Annotated in this window: 21 protein-coding genes and 7 tRNA genes; 19 read left to right on the top strand and 9 right to left on the bottom strand. The window is 34.6% G+C overall.

From position 1 onward, the window contains the following. Window positions 1-19: 19 nt before the first annotated feature. Window positions 20-952 carry an amidoligase family protein gene (locus ACE193_RS21725; protein ID WP_375560294.1) on the bottom strand — a complete coding sequence of 311 codons (933 nt, stop codon included), beginning with the start codon at window positions 950-952 and terminating at the stop codon, window positions 20-22. 197 nt (window positions 953-1149) lie between these two features. On the opposite strand from ACE193_RS21725, the gene ACE193_RS21720 reads away from it, so the two are divergent. The 4 genes from ACE193_RS21720 to ACE193_RS21705 all read left to right on the top strand — a co-directional run bounded on the left by ACE193_RS21720 (window position 1150) and on the right by ACE193_RS21705 (window position 2282). After that, entirely contained in the window at window positions 1150-1341 is a 192-nt protein-coding gene (locus tag ACE193_RS21720; protein ID WP_375560293.1) for a hypothetical protein, read from the top strand. A gap of 71 nt (window positions 1342-1412) precedes the next feature. After that, on the top strand, window positions 1413-1712 hold the full coding sequence (locus ACE193_RS21715; RefSeq protein ID WP_375560292.1) for a hypothetical protein: 300 nt from the start codon (window positions 1413-1415) through the stop codon (window positions 1710-1712). A gap of 88 nt (window positions 1713-1800) precedes the next feature. Then, window positions 1801-2007, top strand: coding sequence for a hypothetical protein (locus ACE193_RS21710; RefSeq protein ID WP_375560291.1), 207 nt, complete (start codon window positions 1801-1803; stop codon window positions 2005-2007). Window positions 2008-2030: 23 nt separating this feature from the next. Further along, window positions 2031-2282, top strand: a complete 252-nt coding sequence (locus tag ACE193_RS21705; RefSeq protein WP_375560290.1) for a hypothetical protein — start codon at window positions 2031-2033, stop codon at window positions 2280-2282. A gap of 35 nt (window positions 2283-2317) precedes the next feature. Here the strand turns inward: ACE193_RS21705 and ACE193_RS21700 are convergent. The 8 genes from ACE193_RS21700 to ACE193_RS21665 form a co-directional block, all read right to left on the bottom strand. Then, window positions 2318-2402, bottom strand: a tRNA-Leu gene (locus tag ACE193_RS21700). 12 nt (window positions 2403-2414) lie between these two features. Further along, window positions 2415-2488 (bottom strand) — tRNA-Leu (locus tag ACE193_RS21695). A gap of 125 nt (window positions 2489-2613) precedes the next feature. Further along, a tRNA-Ser gene (locus ACE193_RS21690) sits at window positions 2614-2698 on the bottom strand. Between the two features lie 9 nt (window positions 2699-2707). After that, a tRNA-Gln gene (locus ACE193_RS21685) sits at window positions 2708-2779 on the bottom strand. 19 nt (window positions 2780-2798) lie between these two features. Then, window positions 2799-2882, bottom strand: a tRNA-Tyr gene (locus ACE193_RS21680). A 4-nt stretch (window positions 2883-2886) separates the two neighbouring features. After that, a tRNA-Glu gene (locus ACE193_RS21675) sits at window positions 2887-2961 on the bottom strand. Between the two features lie 5 nt (window positions 2962-2966). Next, window positions 2967-3039: transfer RNA gene (locus tag ACE193_RS21670), tRNA-Ile, on the bottom strand. A gap of 61 nt (window positions 3040-3100) precedes the next feature. Continuing rightward, on the bottom strand, window positions 3101-3967 hold the full coding sequence (locus ACE193_RS21665) for an N-acetylmuramoyl-L-alanine amidase (protein ID WP_375560289.1): 867 nt from the start codon (window positions 3965-3967) through the stop codon (window positions 3101-3103). Window positions 3968-4153: 186 nt separating this feature from the next. On the opposite strand from ACE193_RS21665, the gene ACE193_RS21660 reads away from it, so the two are divergent. The 15 genes from ACE193_RS21660 (at window position 4154) to ACE193_RS21590 (ending at window position 16105) form a co-directional block, all read left to right on the top strand. Then, window positions 4154-4516, top strand: coding sequence for a hypothetical protein (locus ACE193_RS21660; RefSeq protein ID WP_375560288.1), 363 nt, complete (start codon window positions 4154-4156; stop codon window positions 4514-4516). 71 nt (window positions 4517-4587) lie between these two features. Beyond that, window positions 4588-6894: a hypothetical protein gene (locus ACE193_RS21655; protein WP_375560287.1), complete on the top strand. Its 2307-nt coding sequence runs from the start codon at window positions 4588-4590 to the stop codon at window positions 6892-6894. A 26-nt stretch (window positions 6895-6920) separates the two neighbouring features. After that, entirely contained in the window at window positions 6921-7355 is a 435-nt protein-coding gene (locus ACE193_RS21650) for a hypothetical protein (protein ID WP_375560286.1), read from the top strand. A 32-nt stretch (window positions 7356-7387) separates the two neighbouring features. Continuing rightward, window positions 7388-8752 carry a hypothetical protein gene (locus ACE193_RS21645; RefSeq protein WP_375560285.1) on the top strand — a complete coding sequence of 455 codons (1365 nt, stop codon included), beginning with the start codon at window positions 7388-7390 and terminating at the stop codon, window positions 8750-8752. A 1-nt stretch (window position 8753) separates the two neighbouring features. Further along, entirely contained in the window at window positions 8754-9191 is a 438-nt protein-coding gene (locus ACE193_RS21640) for a hypothetical protein (protein WP_375560284.1), read from the top strand. Window positions 9192-9302: 111 nt separating this feature from the next. Further along, window positions 9303-10583: a hypothetical protein gene (locus ACE193_RS21635; protein WP_375560283.1), complete on the top strand. Its 1281-nt coding sequence runs from the start codon at window positions 9303-9305 to the stop codon at window positions 10581-10583. A gap of 59 nt (window positions 10584-10642) precedes the next feature. After that, a complete protein-coding gene (locus ACE193_RS21630) occupies window positions 10643-10927 on the top strand; it encodes a hypothetical protein (RefSeq protein WP_375560282.1) in 285 nt (94 codons plus the stop codon). Between the two features lie 6 nt (window positions 10928-10933). After that, a complete protein-coding gene (locus ACE193_RS21625) occupies window positions 10934-11428 on the top strand; it encodes a hypothetical protein (protein WP_375560281.1) in 495 nt (164 codons plus the stop codon). Between the two features lie 12 nt (window positions 11429-11440). Then, window positions 11441-11896, top strand: a complete 456-nt coding sequence (locus ACE193_RS21620) for a hypothetical protein (RefSeq protein WP_375560280.1) — start codon at window positions 11441-11443, stop codon at window positions 11894-11896. 6 nt (window positions 11897-11902) lie between these two features. Then, a complete protein-coding gene (locus tag ACE193_RS21615) occupies window positions 11903-12433 on the top strand; it encodes a hypothetical protein (RefSeq protein WP_375560279.1) in 531 nt (176 codons plus the stop codon). Window positions 12434-12448: 15 nt separating this feature from the next. Continuing rightward, on the top strand, window positions 12449-13093 hold the full coding sequence (locus tag ACE193_RS21610; RefSeq protein ID WP_375560278.1) for a hypothetical protein: 645 nt from the start codon (window positions 12449-12451) through the stop codon (window positions 13091-13093). A 36-nt stretch (window positions 13094-13129) separates the two neighbouring features. After that, on the top strand, window positions 13130-14614 hold the full coding sequence (locus ACE193_RS21605; protein ID WP_375560277.1) for a hypothetical protein: 1485 nt from the start codon (window positions 13130-13132) through the stop codon (window positions 14612-14614). Between the two features lie 67 nt (window positions 14615-14681). Beyond that, window positions 14682-15125, top strand: a complete 444-nt coding sequence (locus ACE193_RS21600) for a phage tail protein (RefSeq protein WP_375560276.1) — start codon at window positions 14682-14684, stop codon at window positions 15123-15125. A 75-nt stretch (window positions 15126-15200) separates the two neighbouring features. Next, the gene (locus ACE193_RS21595) at window positions 15201-15953 is read left to right on the top strand and encodes a hypothetical protein (protein WP_375560275.1); all 753 of its coding nucleotides are present in this window, start codon (window positions 15201-15203) and stop codon (window positions 15951-15953) included. A 14-nt stretch (window positions 15954-15967) separates the two neighbouring features. After that, the gene (locus ACE193_RS21590; protein WP_375560274.1) at window positions 15968-16105 is read left to right on the top strand and encodes a hypothetical protein; all 138 of its coding nucleotides are present in this window, start codon (window positions 15968-15970) and stop codon (window positions 16103-16105) included. Window positions 16106-16118 lie beyond the last annotated feature (13 nt).

The following is a 16118-nucleotide window of genomic DNA, read 5'->3' as shown; positions in this document are numbered from 1 at the left end:
TTTTTTGATTTAGTTGGGTTTAAGATGCCAATTGTGTTTTACGATTTTCTAAGTAGGTATAAACTTCTTGCTGATTAAATGTTTTGAGTGTTTCAAATTTAGGTCTTGAAACTCTTTTGTCTTTTGAATATTCGACTAAGTTATGTAAAAATAATATCCAGTTACTGATTTTTTCAAATTCTATTGTTCCCGAGTGTTGTCTAAATTCAATGGTCTTATATCTCGTATAAGATTGTGTATTGAGTTTGTTGTACCTCGTTGGTATAGCGTTGGTTAATTCATTTATTGTTGAGGCACTTTCTATTTTTGTTTTATGATTTTTAATGGATTTGCAGTAGCCGTTATTATTTGCTCTTCTGCTTTTTGGTAAAAAATTATCGATTACTTTTTCTAAGTCTGCGTAGTTGAGCATTATATTTTTGAATTGTTCCACTCCAAATTTCTTTGCGTCAAAATGGATATGCACACCACAACTTTTATTGATAAAAGTGTTACATTCTTTTAAAGCTCTGCATACTTTTTCTAGTTGATCCAGTCCGTTTTTTCCTTTCAAAATTGGGCTTACAATTTCAAAACCTTGGTTTCCTCTGATGCTTCCGTCGGTTATAATTTTCCAATGTTTTTTTGTGGCGTGATTGTACCTTTCAACCTCTACCTTAACTCCCAATCTTACTAAAGCTCTTTTTAGTGTTTGCTTATCCACATTGTAGGCTTCTATTTCGACTCCAAACTGTCTGTTAAAAGCTATGGGGTAAAAAGCGTTTCCATTTGTTATGATTTGCCTTCCTCTGCTAGTTACTTGGTTGGGGTAGGTTTTGGCATATACATTTTGTACAAATCCGTAGCCTACATTCATAAGTTTGGCTACTTGTTTTCTTGTAAATCCTAACTCTAAGAGTTGTTTTATTTTGTTTGTTTTTGTCGTGTTGGAGGTTAAAATTTGAGTTGTCATGAAGTCGTTTTTTAGTGGTTTAATTACACACTGTACACGACACATTTAGGGAATGGTTACGATAAAAAGCAATAAAATAGATACTATTTATTATAAATAAAACACTTAATATATATATATATTATTGCAACCATTCTTTAAAGCTGTCGTTATTGTAAGTGTAATTAAAACACGAACTAATCAAACTCAAACCAAAAATGGCAAATCATATTGTATTAGAAGCATCAGGAAAAGACTGGGATATTTTTAGCGTAACCGTTAAAATATTTAGCAATAAAAAAGAAGCGCAAGAATATTGTAAGCAAAACTCAAAAAGAGATAAAGATGACCAGAGATTTTGGACAAAAGCTGAAATTAAAAAAGATGGGGAGAGTTTTGATTTTGTATAAAAAACTTAAAGATATAAGAGCTACTGCTGAAGTAGTATAAATTAAAAATGAACTATTTATTTCTTATAAAAATGACCACAACAATCATCACTTATATACACGAGGACTTACAATACGAAGCTATTTTAGTAAAACACAAATGTACTTCTGAAAAACTTGAAGATAAATTGAAAGAGGAGTTTGAAGACTATAAAAGAACAATTACACTTACTGATGTAGCTATTTTTCTAATGAAGAACTCAAAAAAATATCAGATAATGAAAAACCAATATTTTTGGAATGAATCTGAATTTAGGCAAAGTAAAATATTCAAGGCTGCAAGCGAGGAAATAGAGTTTGCTTCAGATAGATATTTTCAAATATATAATTAAGCAAATAACGAGAGTATCGTAACCCTTCCAATACGTTATCGTGTACAGTAGTGTAAATTAGATACGAACTAATTAAGCCCAAATAAAAATGCAAAATCTACTTAACACTTACAACGAAAAATTAGACAAACTTCAAGCAGAACATGCAACTGCAATGTCAAGAGAAAGAGAAACTCATCAAAACAATGACGAAATAACTAAAATCTACTGGAATACAGCAAAAGGACTTCTAGTTGCAAAAATGGAAATTTGCCAACAAGTGATAAGCGATATTGAAAGTGAAATAGCAAAGTAAAAACCATCAAACCAATAATTATCATGAGTGTATTTTCATCAACGATACTTCAAGAGTATCTCCAAGAATACAATGAGAGCGACATAGCTAGTGAAGACATACACATCTACGAATCTGAGCAAGTAGATGGAGGTATTATGGTAGAATATAGACTAGGAGAGTATGAAAAATACGAGAATAAAGACAAAAAAATATTCATTCCCATAACTGACCTAATTGATTTTACTTTTATGAAATTCAAAAAGTTAGAGGTTATACTTAATAAGCAAGAATAAACAAGCCTTTCAGATTAATCTGAAAGGCTTGTTTGTGCTGATTGAGGGACTCGAACCCACACTTGCTTTAGTGCAAAACAGGGCTTAAACCTGTCACGTCTTCCATTTCGTCAATTCAGCATTTATTTTGAGTAGCGATAGAGAGATTCGAACTCTCAAAACTTAGTTTCTAAAACTAATACGTATGCCAGTTCCGTCATATCGCTATTTTTGCAGATAGTACAGGATTAGCTTCGCTGAATACTTATTTCGAACCTGTGTTACGAATGAACGTAAAATGAGTTAGCAACCCATCGTAATAAACCACTCTACCAACTATCTATATTTTTTGAAGAGAGTAAGGGATTCGAACCCTTGTATCTGTTACGATATTTTGTTTTCAAGACAAACGCAATAAGCCTCTCTGCCAACTCTCTTTATTTTTGCTACCTCGTCAAGATTCGAACTTGAATAATCAGACTCAAAATCTGACGTGTTACCCATTACACTACAAGGCAATATGTATTTTTTATTCTGTGGGAATACTAGGAGTCGAACCTAGAAAGTCGCAAGACTCCAGATTTACAGTCTGGTGCAGATTGCCATATCTACAACATTCCCATTTTGGTACTCCATAGCAGAATCGAACTGCTGTTATCTCTTAGAAAGAGAGATGTGATTGCCACTACACTAATGGAGCAGATGTAAGATGAATAGGGTTCGAACCTATGACCTTCTGTGCATCAGACAGATGCTCTACCCATTGAGCTATCATCTTATCTGCCTCTATCAACCTTAATTGAATTTGGAAAGTTCCATTTGGAAAACTCTTATTATGTTTACTCCCAAAAATAATTATCCACCCCTATCGCAATAGCTGTTGCAATAGTTTTTTGCCCTTCCTCACTTTTTAAATACGCCAAATCACCACGATTTGTCATAAATGCACACTCAATAGTTACGGTTGGGCAGATTGTATCTCTAACCATTTGATAATTCCAACCAATAGCTTCTCCTCTATTAAAACTCCAAACTCGGTCTGGTAATCCTGTTCGTTTTATCATTTGTTCGTGTATAGCAATCGCAAGTCTTTTCCCTTTTTTGCTATATTTAACCACCTCTTTTCCGTCTTCTGTTTTTACCTCCCAGTAAAAAGACGCTGTACCACTTGCACTTGTGAACTCTATTTTATTTTTGTTCGGCTGATGAGCATTACAATGAACATCAAGACAGATTACTTTTTTGCCTTCTGATACAGCTTTTTCAGTAATTTTATTTACATGACCAACCACTATATTTAATGCTTTTTTTGCATTTGAGTCTTCATAATCATACGGATTTGCAATTATACATTCATAACCCAAACTCTCTAACATAGGTATCGCTTTTTCTGTAATCCATTTATTGAGTTGGTACTCTTTTATAATCGTTCCATTATCTTGCATAGGAGTTTCTTTGCCTGATGTATTAAAGCCGTGTCCAATTCTAAAAATGACAACCTTGTTTTTATTTGGATTCTCTTTTGGTTTTGCCTCTTCTTCAATCGTCTCAATCAAAACTTCAATCGGTTCTTTTTCAGGCGTTTCTGTTACTGGTTTTTCTGTATTTTCCTTTTCTTCCTCTATCGGTTTTTGATTTTCTACCTCTTTATTTTTTATCAAAGAAGGAAATATCATTTTTATCAAATCACGTATCCACTTTACCATATCTTCAAAATTTAGGTCTGTTTTTTACAAAATCTTCAATAAATCGCTATTATTTTTAATAATTTACAAAAATAAGTCATTTTTATTATGAAATTTGTAAAATAATTCAGATATTTTTATGAAATTTACATCAGAACAGTTAGTTTATTGAAAATTTTATAATCAATCACATAATTTATTACAAAAATGGCAGAGCAAAACGAAAGTATAGAAGAATTGAAAGACGTTGTTTCTTTTGCGTGTGATGCAGGAGAAGCTTTAGCTAGAATCCGAGAAGATGGTAAAACGGAAAAAGAAGAAGTAACCAAAGAAGGATTTGGACTTCTTATGAAATCCACCAAGTTAGTCGGCATTGCACAAGCGATTGAGCAACGAAAACATTTACAAAACCCTGCAAAACGTCAAGAACTCGTCGACTTCTTCAAAAAAGATTTTGACATCGAAAATGACGAAGTAGAAGAATTTGTAGAAGAAGCTCTGGAAGCACTTGACAAACTCGTTGGTGTTGGTCAGAAGGGAATGAATTTGAGAAAGAAGAAAGAGGCGTAGGAAGAGGCGTAAAAATTTGAATTGATAATTTTAAAAGATAAAAACCGTAGATGTTACTGAACCTAAATAAATTGCTTTTTTGGAGAAAACCTAAGGCAGGTAACGAGGATAAAAACGCTGCCGAACCGAACAACGAACATAAAATAGGTTATGCTCCTATTGCAGGAGGTTCTCGTAGCTCTACGGTTTCTATTAATAACTCACTTTTTGGAAATAAAAAACAAGAAATTTCGCCAGAGTTTTCGCTAGAGTGGATTACGATTTTAAGACGTTTATCGGTATTTGATTCGAATGTAAGCCGAGCTGTAACCAATACAACTTCACTTGCAAATACTTCTTATCAAATTGAATTGCCTGATAATCTATCGAAAAGAGATAGAAGAAAAATAATGGAAAGCATACGAACATTTGAAACAGAAGCAAATATTGATTCATTTATTCGTAACGCAATTCGAACGGTTACTTATTCAGGTGGGCTTGCTTCTGAGGCAGTTTTAGAACTAGACCCTTATCCAAATGCAGTTAAAAAAGCTGTTATTTTGGATATTACAAATATTCGTTTTGACTATGACTTTTTGAAAGATGAGTTTATACCAAAACAAATTAATGCAGGATTTTTACAAGGAAAGTCTGAAAATATACTTAATAAAAAAACTTTCTTTTATGAAACCATTCACTCGTTTGAAGAAAATCCTTATCCTATACCTGCTTTACTCGCAGCTATTGAGGGTATAAAAACTCAAAAAAAGATGATGGATAATTTTATTATCATCATTGAAAAAATTGGAATGATGGGTTTTTTAGAGGTTTTAGTCAAACAACCTAGTAAAAAACAGGGAGAGTCAGATGAGGCTTATTTTAGCAGATGCACAGACTATCTACAAAGATTAAAGCCACAAGTACAAGAAGGCTATGCAAAAGGTATGGTTATGGGGTTCACGGATTCTCACGATTTTCGTTACCAAGCTAGTAACTTAAATTTTGGAGGAGCAGAAAAAGCCTTTGAAATTGTAAGTAAGTTTTTGAATAATGGTTTGCAAACCGACGGAGTTTTTATGAATCAAAATAATAACACGTCTGAGACTTTTGCACGAGTATTATTACAAGTTTTGATTGGAAATATTGAGAGCATTCAGAAAGCTGTTGCGTCAGTACTTAGTAAAGTTATTTTACTTCACTTGAAATTACAAGGATTTCAAAAAGTAGATTTTTTGAAAGTAATTTTTGAAAAACCGTTAATTGGCGATAGCTTAAAAGAAGCACAAACTGAAAGTGTAAATATTGCCAACACAAGAGCAAAAGAAGATGCTGGGTATATTAGCAATGATATTGCAGCGCAAGAATTAGGTTATGAAAGTGCAACAGGAACAAAAAAAGAAGAAAATAAGGCGATTCCAAAAGTGGAAGTTTCGCCAGATAATAACACCAATCCAGATAAAGACAAAAATGTAGGATTGAGTGAAAACTTTAAGTTTGAAACGGATTTTAAAGATTCGTATTTGAATGATGCAGCAGATGATTATGCTACTGCGATTGATAAAAAATATAAAAAAGCAGTAAAGAATGTCGTTGATTTGACTATTGAAACGATAAAAGAATTTGGCGTTCGGAATGAAAGTGATTTAGTCAGTATTTTTATTCTAACACTTGAACAAAACTGGGAAACTCTTTTTATAGAGAACTCCCAAAAAAACATTGAAAAATATACGCAAAAGGTGTATAACAAATACCGTAAAGACAAATCTATTTTTGGGGAAATAGAGGAAGAAGGCGAAACGAAAAATACTCGTTTCTTTGATCCTCCTCCTCCAATAATTGACTTTTTAGATTTACGATTGATTGAGTATTTATCCAATTCAGATAGTTTTTATTTGGGAAGATTTATCACAAATGAGGCTTCTATTCAACGATTTACACAAGCAATTTTAGATTTTTATGTAGCCAATGATGGCGAGATAGGAAATAGTCAAACGCTGAGTGAGTTTTCTGAATTGATGCAGGGCGAAATGAATTTACAAGACTATCAAATTCGTAGAATTATTGATACGACAATGACAAACGCTCGTAATTATGCCAACATCAATTATTTGAGACAAGCTGAAGTTGATAAATTTAGAAGAGTAGAAATTGGAGATAGATTGACTTGCGCTCATTGCCAAGCAGTAGATGGAGAGATTTATGAAACCACTCGTGAACTTGCTAAAGTAGAGCGTTTTATAAATTTAGGTTTTGAAGAAATTGGAGATGTAGCTCCTTTTGCCACAACTGTGGATATTGATAGTTTTAGAAGTTTAAGTTCTAGTGAAAAACAAGATATGGGTTTTGGAGCGCAAGCCTTGCACCCACATTGTCGTGGTCGGATTGTAGCAGATTTGTAAAATGATAATTTTAATTGAGGATATAAATGGACGCAGAATTAAAAATAGTAGGTGCAATAATTATAGCCATTATGTTTTTAGCAAATACTGGTATTGGTGTTTGGATTTATAGGATAATGAAGGCTTCTGAAAGAATAAAAGAAGTTGATAAAATCATTGAAAAAAATACACAAGATATTCTCCTTGTTGAAAAGCAAATTGGTGTTGAAAAGGAGAATATAAACGACAAACTTACTAACGAAAGAGAGCAAAGAATAAAATATGAAGCCCGTATAACACAAACTGAAAAAGATACTGAAAACCTACAAAATGAGCTATCAAAAAATTCAGAACGCTTTATCAATATTGCACAAAAGTTTGATGTTTCTATTACTCATTTGAATGCTTCTATGAAAAATTTCTCTGAGATTTTAGGAGAAGTAAAAGGCGATTTGAAGGAAATAAAAAATAATAACGGATAGAGAATAAGATAATTTTAATTTTATAAAACGATATGGATAAGAATAAAACCACACGCCCTTATGCGATACAAATCATCGGTAATGGCATTCCACAAGTCAGAAATTTTGATACAAAGTACGCTTATATTCCTTTTAGACTACTTTCTGCTGATTCGATTATCGGTGCAGGAGGTTGGAATTGTTCCTTTTTTCCTAAAAAGGTATTGCAAGAAGCTGCCGAATTATGGGAAGGACAAGTTTTACGAGTTGATCACAGCCTATCTACTAAAAATATCATCGGTAACGTGGTAGAAGTTTGGTTTGATGAGGGCTTTATTCAAAATGGAGTAGCTATTCCTGCTGGTGTCAATGGTTTCTTTAGAGTAAGCCGTGAGGAATTCTCTAAAGAAGTTGAGCTACTCACTTCTGACCCTGCTGGTATTCGTGCGACAAGTGCAGGAGTTCAGTTTGAGTTTGAATATTCTCATGAGTTCGAAGACGATTGGGAGTCTTGGTATAACATCGGAAACGTAATCAATGGAGAGTACGCTCACTTTAAAGTAACCAAAATTACAGAAGTGATTGAGCAATCTGCTGTTTGGGATGGTGCAGACCCTTGTGCCGTGATGCTTGGAATGGAAGAAGATGCTGTTATTTTCAAGTACCTCAAAGAGAATAGAATTCTGAATGAAGCTCGTATGGACGAACTCAAAACCAAAACAGAAAATAAATCTCAATTCAAAACGGAGTTCAAAAAAGAGTATCCTAAAGGAGTGGCTAAGTTTGCCAAACTAACTTTTGACAATCCAAATAAATCGTTGGATGATACTTTCGGTGAAGGACTAGGCAAAACTTTTGATGACCACGAAAAGGAACTGAAAGATGTTATTGATAAATCCAAAAAAGAAGAAACTGAAACTGAATCTCAAGAGGAAGAAAAGGTAGAAGCTACCCAAGAAAGCTTCAAACAAGAGTTGAAGGAAAAACAATCTACTATTACCCAACTTCAAATTTCTTTAGAAGAAGAAAAAGGAGAAGTAGCAAAACTCAAAACACAACTTGAACTGGCTAATAAAAAGCTAAAAGCAAGTGAAGAGTCAGTAAGTTTCTCAAAACAAATTCTTAAAAAGAAGCAAAATTACACAAAAGAAGTCTATGCTAAATTAGGCAAAGAAGTTACGCCAGCCATTGAAGCTATCATTATGAAAGCTGATTTTGATAGCCTAGATTCTTTGATTGAATCTTGGGGAGGACAAGCCATGACAATTTACGGCACTCCAAAATGTTCAGAGTGTGGAGGAAAAGAGTTTACCGTTCGCAATTCAGAACACACTGACTTACCTGATGAGCGTGAAACTGAGAAGGTAACTTCAAATGATGCATTAGACAATTTTTACTTAAACCATAATTTAAAATAAGATGACAGGAGATATTCAACCAACCAAAAAAGCGACCTACCCTGAACAAGGTTGCGTAATGACTTTGAAATGTGCAATTGATTCCACCTTAGTAAAAGGACAGGAAGTAGTAGTTAGCACAGCAGGTCTAGTAGAGGCTCGTAGCGCAGCCACTTCTGATAATTTTATCGGAGTAGTAGATTCACTTCCTAAAGAGGGAAGAGTTGGCGTTCGCACAATTTTCCTTTGTGAAACTTTTGGATCAAGCTCAGATGGAACTACCTCTTTAGGTGCAAATGGAATTGGTGTAAAACCAACAGGAAGTTTACTAAACGACAAGCCTATTTATGAAGCAGCAACAACTGGAAACCATTATGCAGCTATCGTTTTAGATAATTCCGATGCTACAAGTACTCGTTTGGGTATTTTATATACACCTAGAGTTTCGACAGCCGTATAAGTAGCACAGAAAACAGCATTTATTTGACAGAATAAAAAAAATAATTTTAAACGTTCAAGATAATTTTAATTGGATATGGATAAGAATAAGAAAAAAACAATTGGGTGTGAAATGACCCATCAATTCTTCGCTACAAAGCGAGAAAACAAGGAAAGTCTTTCGCAAAAGGCTGTGGAAGAAACAGCAGAAGCTGCTCGGGAAAGTTTTGCTCAGTTTGCGGATTTTGTTTACAAAGCTCGTAGTGGTTGGACAGATGATAAAAACGAGAAACATGCTCCAATCAATCTCTCTACAGAAGCTGCTTTAAAATTGTTCTATGGAGCAAACTCTACGTTTGAATTTTTACAACTCTTTGGTGTAAATCCTCATACAGATACGCTAGAAGGAATGGCTCGCAAACTGACAGGAAAAGAGAGCTTTACCTTGAATCCTTCTCAAGTGATGGATATGCTAACAGCGCAAAGTTTTCATACCATGTACGGAGGGAATCAACGAGGCGACTACAATCCAGAGTTTGCCTTTCTATTGCCACAAGTTATTTTGGATGCCATTTATTTGGGGTATGCAAATGGAGGAATGCACCTCAAATGGATTATGCGAACGCAAAGTACCAATGGTCAAGACCGTGCTACCTTCCCTTATATCATTATGGGAAATGGTGCTGTTGGAGAAACGGCAGAAGGCGCAGATGCGAAATTTACAGATGTAGAAGTAGGTCAGAAACGTCCAAAGACCACCAAACTAATGAGTGGAATCAAAATGACGTATGAAGTTTTGAGAAGTACAACCCTTATCAATTTAGCTGATGCTTTGTCGTACATCGGAGAGCAAATGGCAATGAAAGCTGATGCGATGGCAATGAAAGTTTTGATTAGTGGAGATATGACTGACAATAGCGAATCTGCACCTATCATTGGAGTAGGAGGGGTAGGAGCATTTGCCTCAAAAGACATCAAACGAGTAATTGCTCAGATGGCTCGTCTTTCGTACTCTTCTAGTCGTATGATTACAGGGCTAGACGCAGGAATGGACATTGATGAGTTGCCAGAATTCAAAGGATTTAGTGGCGAAACAAAACAGTTCCGTTTACCTCCATTGGGTGTCCCTCAAGATTTTACTCGTGAGATTTTCACGATGCCTTCTGATGACCAAGTTCTTTTACTTGATCCTACTAAGACCATGGTTAAGTTAGAGGAGACAGGAATTATGATTGAGCAAGATAAAAATATTGTCAATCAAACGGTTACAGGAGTGGTTTCTATGAATGTAGGTTTTGCCATTGCTCGTCGTAATGGAAGAGTTATTTTAGACAGAACAGTAGATTTTGCTGCTGCTGGATTCCCATCTTATATGGATGTAGATGCCCTTTTAGCTGAATTTTACACCAATTAGACTCGTTCTAGTTGGTGCTATTTTCTTTTTTACAATTACACAAAATTAATTTACGTAGTATGGAAACTATATTCGTTACGATTGCGCCTCAAGCCAATCAGTTTTGGGACCCAACCAATAAAAAACAGACCATGTTAGTTGGCAAAGGAATTTTTGAAGTCCAAAATACAGCAACTATCCAAAATGGAATTGCTAGTGGAGCTTTATCAAAGTCATCAAAAAATGAATTTGATAGGCAAGAAGCTGACAAAACAGAAAAGCCTGTTGCAGAAGAAAAGCCTGCTGAGAAACCAAAAGCAGAAGATAAAAAACCTGCTACCAAAACAAGTACCACTAAAAAGTAAAAAGTTATGCCTTTAACCATCAAAGATATTATTCAGAATAGATTACCCTTTGTAGATATTACAAATACGGTAATTGATTCTCGTTTGGATAAAATTATAATGGAAGTTCAATGGACATTGCAAAGCCCTTTAAAAAAGGAAGATGCTGATGTAGAAATTGAATTGAATTATAACCAACAAGAAATAATTTTGATTGGTGTTTATTCGGCATATTTAGCTCTTTTTAGAAAGGCAATCATAACACTCGCAGGGGACACAGAAACTTCTGAAGAAGCATCTGCAAAGACTTTAAAAAAGGCAAAAGCCGATGTAGTAGAAGCTGAATTTCATATTAATAAAGCAAGTGATGGCTCAACTATCCAGTTGGACACAAAAACATTACTTGCTTCATTAAAAAAGGAAATCTGTGATACGGCTGCGCTGTTGGATATTTCTCTTGTCATTTGTGATGATTGTTCTATTTCTGAATATCCATTACCGATTGTTCATTATTGGACTTAAAAAAAATAGAATATGGCTAATTTACTCAATGCAAACGATTTGAATCAAATCAATAAAGCTTTTCAAGAAGATATTCCAGATACTTTTTTGAAAAATGATATTGTTTATCATCTAGCAGGTCAGATTTACGATCGCTTTATGGAAAGCAATGACGAGCAAGAATTTAGAGATATTCCTCTCAAAGGATTGATTGTAGATAGTGACTCAAAACAAGATGCAGCAGTCAAATTTTCTCAAGTGGGAAGGACTGATATGTCGGAACATTATGTTCTTATCAATTTTGCACAATTAGAAGCAAATGGCTTACTAGATGCAAATAGAGAACTTTTACTGAAAGCAAATGCCGATTATATGACGTTGCGTGGAGAGCGATATGAAGTTACATCGGTCATACAAGTGACTGACTTAGCGACACTAAAAACGTACATAACAGTTGGTTATCGTGATAATATTAGACCTAAACGATAAAAAACTATGCCTGTCAAACGAACTGGAGATTTTGGGAAAGCAAATAAACTATTCAGCAACTTTGTTGAAAATGTAACGAAAGCTGAGCGTACTGTAATAGCTAAAGTCGCTTTGAAAGCTGAACAAATGGCTGTAGATAGGATTAAGTCGCAACCCTCAGAATGGAAACGACTCAATCCTGCTTATTTGAAAAGAAAGTTGGGAGGCTCTTGGGGAAGAATTAGAAAAGATGGAAAGCGAGATAAGAGGTTTAAAAATAAGTCTGAAAAAATACTGATTGCAAGTTCTACTTATATCAATTCCATTACTTCAAATACTACTTCTTTGGTTGGATATGCAGGAGTGCCAAAGTCTGCAAAATATGATAATAGCGAAAGTGTAGCTAAAATAGCAGCTATTCATGAATACGGTTCTACCAAAAATAATATTCCTGCTCGCCCTGTTTGGATGGTGGTAAAAAATCAAATGGAAACTTATATTCTTACTTCTCCAGAGATACCCAACACGATGAGAAAGGCTTTGTTGAGAGGAATGTAAAATAGAAAACAACTTATGCAATTCGAACTCCAAGAAATAGACCGAGCCTTTTACGATTATTTGCGAAGGGAATTAGTTAGAAACAATCTAATACCTGATATTTCTATTCTTTCAAAAGCTGATTATTTGCTACAATTAAAAGCAATGATTGATACTCCAAACTCAAAAGTTGTAGAAATTTTTGGTGTAGGAGATGTGAAGGCGAGAGGAGCTGTCGAAGTAAATAAAATTGTCATTGATAGAATTGATATAGCTACTGCTGATATAGGAGCTTGGGGAACAGTTCGGTATGAAAAAAATGAATCGCAGACAGCGTACAATAAGTACAAACGTCCAGCAGGAACGTATAATGTAACGTATCAAATAGGATATGTTACTGATAATACAGAAGATGATAGGTTTTTGAATAACCTAATTATGTCCGTTTTTGATGCATTTGGCTGCAAAAATGGAATAAAAAACGATTTTTCAAAGACAGAAAATTATTTTGATTATATCCAAAGTGATTACAAAGACAACTCAGACGGAGATTATTTTGAAAGAATATTTAGGTACAGAGTTTCAAATGTTTTCATTGTAGCTGATAAATTGATAAGTGATGAGATAGGAATTTTGACAGAAGTAACAACAGACGTAAAAAACACTCAAGACAACGAATAAAAAAATTGATTTGATAATTTTAACTGATACAATAAAATGAGACCACAAACCACCGTTTCTTTTAGAGAAGATACGCAAACAGCCTTTAATTTGGGAGTTGCAAAATTTGCCGTGCAAGTCGTAACTGAGAGAGGAGTTGCAAATAAACCCAAAGAAGTCAGAACCGAAAGAGAGTTTATAGAAAACTTTGGAAAAGTTACACATCCAACAGCCGAAGAAGCTGTTCGTGCCTTGCGAAAAGGAGCAATTCTTATTGTCAATCCATTGCATAAGTTTACTTCTGGCTCAACCGTCGGAACAAAAGCAAGTGTAGAAATTGTCGTTGGCGCAGAAAGTTTAATTGTTACTGCAAAAGAAGTTGGTGCAGGGTATAATGGAATCGTAGTTAAAACTTCATCTCCAAGAAGCCGAAAAGCTGATGTAGTTGATTTGACTATCCAAAAAGGAACTGAGTTTGAAGAAGTTGTTCGTGATGTTCCTGTTTCGTTTACGGCTACAGAGGTTATTGCTATCAATAAGAAACTAATCAATGTTTCTTTGTCTATTTCAGACACACTTACCCTCACAAATGCACTTACAGGAACACTTGCATTAGGTGCAAAAGATGCTAGTGCATTACTTCCTGCTGATATTATTGCAGCTCTCAATGCAGCTTTTGAAGATTTTGACTTTGGAGATATTTTCCATATAGTCAATCTTTTCTATGCTAATTTTGAAGTAGATGCTGCTTTTGTTGCCTTGGCAGAAACCAACAAACTCTCTACTCACTTTCCTTTGCCTTTAAATGTTTCAGTTGCTGATGCCATTGCTCAACGAGAAGGAACAGGTTCTTTTTCACATCAGCCGATAAACTCTATGTTTGCAGAATATTGGATTGGTCAGATTGAAGTTAGGAGTATTCAAGACTCAACTCAAATTATAGATTTGCATCCAATGGCTGACATTATGGAAGCCATTACCAAAAAAGATGCTATTGGGCAATGGCTGAGTGCTTCGGCTGCTGAATATGGGAAACTAGATGGCGATGTATTGAATGCTCGTAAGTTTACTAATTCCGAACTGGACCAACTCTATGATGCAGGGATTAATTTTGTTTCTCGTATTTCTGGACTGGGTGTGAAATTGAATGGAAATAATTCTCTATGGAGAGATAATTCTCAACTCGCTAGTAAAAGAAATATTGGCGATTTGACAATTTACAATCTTCGTTGGACAGAAAAACTAGGCAATAAATATATCAGTAAACCTTCCGATATTCCAACATTTAGAGAAATGTATAGAGAGGCTTTGGAAACAATCAATGATTTGATTGCACGTAGAGCCATCACAGAAGACTATGTTTGGGTAGGCGACCAAGAAGCAAATACGCTTGATGATTTGGTATTGAATGATAAAGTAAAAGTTCAGTTAGGAGAATACAAAATTGAATTTTATGTAACGCCAATCGGTTCTTTGGAGCAAATTGGAATCGAAACGGTCAATACACAAGGCGCAAGTGCTGCCTCTGCTGTTCTTGTATAAGAATAGACCTTTGAAAGTTTTAATTTTTGATAGAATAAAAATACGATAACTATAAACTAAAAATAGCATGCAAGGAAATTTTTTAACCCAAGCCAAGTGGCGTTTAGAAATCACAGGTGTAGATGAACTTTTGATTCAAGAATGCCAACTGCCAGAACGTGAAATAGAAGCTGTAAAAATCCAGGGTGCAGTAAACGAGTACGAAAAAGACATACCAACAAAAAAGAAAATCGGTAGAATGACTACCAAAAAACTTGTTCCTATTGGCTTGCCTGATAATTACATAGACCAATGGTATGAAGAAGTGTTGAAATCACCACGTCAAGCGTATGCTCGTTTTGCTGTACTTGTTCAGCTCGGAGCAGATGGAAAAACGCCAGTCAAAACGTATGATTTGGGAGAGATTTTTCCAGTCAAAATTTCGCCTGATAATTTGAGCCGTACTTCTTCTGAATTATTCTATGAAACGATAGAATGGTCAGTTAGTCGTTTGGAAGTATTGTCGATATAATTCATAAATATTGAAATCATTCTCATTACTCATTTAAAATAATTGATAGAATAGAAATTATAATTTGTAAAAACAATGAACACAAAAGTATATAAGCTGCAATCTGGTGTAGAAGTAGAAAGCGAATTTATTACAGGAAATCATTTGGAAATTTTCTCTAAGCAAGGCACAAAGAACAACAAAACAAAAATGTTACTTGCTCTTGTAAAACGAATAGGCGAAAATACAAATATCAAACTTGCAGATATTGAAAAGATGCCTATCAATGATGTAACTGATTTGATGATACAACTTCGTTTAGACTGCTATGACCCAGAAATTGCCTTTACCTTGGAATGGGAAAATCAGCAAAAGAATACCTTCAAACACGAACATTCTATTGAGCTTACAGAAAACTTCTTTGAGAAACAAGCTCCTGAAAAGCAAGTAAAATCTTACGATGAGTTAGAATATAAGTATGATGTTGAGCTGCCAGTTTCTAAACAAAGAGTTCGTTTGAGAATCCTTACACAAGGAGATTTGGATAAATTGGGAGGGACAATAAACCTTCAAGATGTGCATTTGAATACGCTTTTGGAATGGAGAAAACCTGTCATCATCACAAAAGATACCAATGCTGATGGTAAAGAAGTGGATAGAGAATTCAGATGTGATTTGAAAAAACTCATCGCAAGAGATTTGTCTTTCATTCAAAAACAAGTCAATCTCAAAGAAGGGAAAATAAACACATCACATGAGTTTTCGCATCCGATTGAAGAACTTGCTTTTCTACCAAAACAGACTGTCGATATTGTAAATTCTTTGGTTTTTTTGTTCCCTGCTCTGTAGAAGAATTGGATGAGATGTGGTGTACTATACACTATGCAGGTCTTGGTATTACTTTTACAGAATTTTATAGTCTAGAATTCAAGCGAATGACACGTATTTTGGTTTGGCTCAATAATCAAAAAGCGAAAGAGTTAGCAGATTCAAAAAGTTAATGTGATGGCTATG

It is taken from the genome of Bernardetia aquimarina (assembly GCF_042180575.1).
In the GTDB taxonomy this organism is placed as follows: Bacteria; Bacteroidota; Bacteroidia; order Cytophagales; family Bernardetiaceae; genus Bernardetia.
This window is presented reverse-complemented; position numbering and strand designations above follow the sequence as displayed.

Bases quoted from the DNA above. Each gene is read 5' to 3' on its own strand.
- ACE193_RS21625 (WP_375560281.1), top strand. From the start codon at position 10,934: ATGCCTTTAACCATCAAAGATATTATTCAGAATAGATTACCCTTTGTA.
- ACE193_RS21620 (WP_375560280.1), top strand. From the start codon at position 11,441: ATGGCTAATTTACTCAATGCAAACGATTTGAATCAAATCAATAAAGCT.
- ACE193_RS21590 (WP_375560274.1), top strand. From the start codon at position 15,968: ATGTGGTGTACTATACACTATGCAGGTCTTGGTATTACTTTTACAGAA.
- ACE193_RS21665 (WP_375560289.1), bottom strand. From the start codon at position 3,967: ATGGTAAAGTGGATACGTGATTTGATAAAAATGATATTTCCTTCTTTG.
- ACE193_RS21710 (WP_375560291.1), top strand. From the start codon at position 1,801: ATGCAAAATCTACTTAACACTTACAACGAAAAATTAGACAAACTTCAA.
- ACE193_RS21705 (WP_375560290.1), top strand. From the start codon at position 2,031: ATGAGTGTATTTTCATCAACGATACTTCAAGAGTATCTCCAAGAATAC.
- ACE193_RS21605 (WP_375560277.1), top strand. From the start codon at position 13,130: ATGAGACCACAAACCACCGTTTCTTTTAGAGAAGATACGCAAACAGCC.
- ACE193_RS21660 (WP_375560288.1), top strand. From the start codon at position 4,154: ATGGCAGAGCAAAACGAAAGTATAGAAGAATTGAAAGACGTTGTTTCT.
- ACE193_RS21725 (WP_375560294.1), bottom strand. From the start codon at position 952: ATGACAACTCAAATTTTAACCTCCAACACGACAAAAACAAACAAAATA.
- ACE193_RS21615 (WP_375560279.1), top strand. From the start codon at position 11,903: ATGCCTGTCAAACGAACTGGAGATTTTGGGAAAGCAAATAAACTATTC.
- ACE193_RS21600 (WP_375560276.1), top strand. From the start codon at position 14,682: ATGCAAGGAAATTTTTTAACCCAAGCCAAGTGGCGTTTAGAAATCACA.
- ACE193_RS21610 (WP_375560278.1), top strand. From the start codon at position 12,449: ATGCAATTCGAACTCCAAGAAATAGACCGAGCCTTTTACGATTATTTG.
- ACE193_RS21650 (WP_375560286.1), top strand. From the start codon at position 6,921: ATGGACGCAGAATTAAAAATAGTAGGTGCAATAATTATAGCCATTATG.
- ACE193_RS21720 (WP_375560293.1), top strand. From the start codon at position 1,150: ATGGCAAATCATATTGTATTAGAAGCATCAGGAAAAGACTGGGATATT.
- ACE193_RS21715 (WP_375560292.1), top strand. From the start codon at position 1,413: ATGACCACAACAATCATCACTTATATACACGAGGACTTACAATACGAA.
- ACE193_RS21640 (WP_375560284.1), top strand. From the start codon at position 8,754: ATGACAGGAGATATTCAACCAACCAAAAAAGCGACCTACCCTGAACAA.
- ACE193_RS21595 (WP_375560275.1), top strand. From the start codon at position 15,201: ATGAACACAAAAGTATATAAGCTGCAATCTGGTGTAGAAGTAGAAAGC.
- ACE193_RS21645 (WP_375560285.1), top strand. From the start codon at position 7,388: ATGGATAAGAATAAAACCACACGCCCTTATGCGATACAAATCATCGGT.
- ACE193_RS21630 (WP_375560282.1), top strand. From the start codon at position 10,643: ATGGAAACTATATTCGTTACGATTGCGCCTCAAGCCAATCAGTTTTGG.
- ACE193_RS21635 (WP_375560283.1), top strand. From the start codon at position 9,303: ATGACCCATCAATTCTTCGCTACAAAGCGAGAAAACAAGGAAAGTCTT.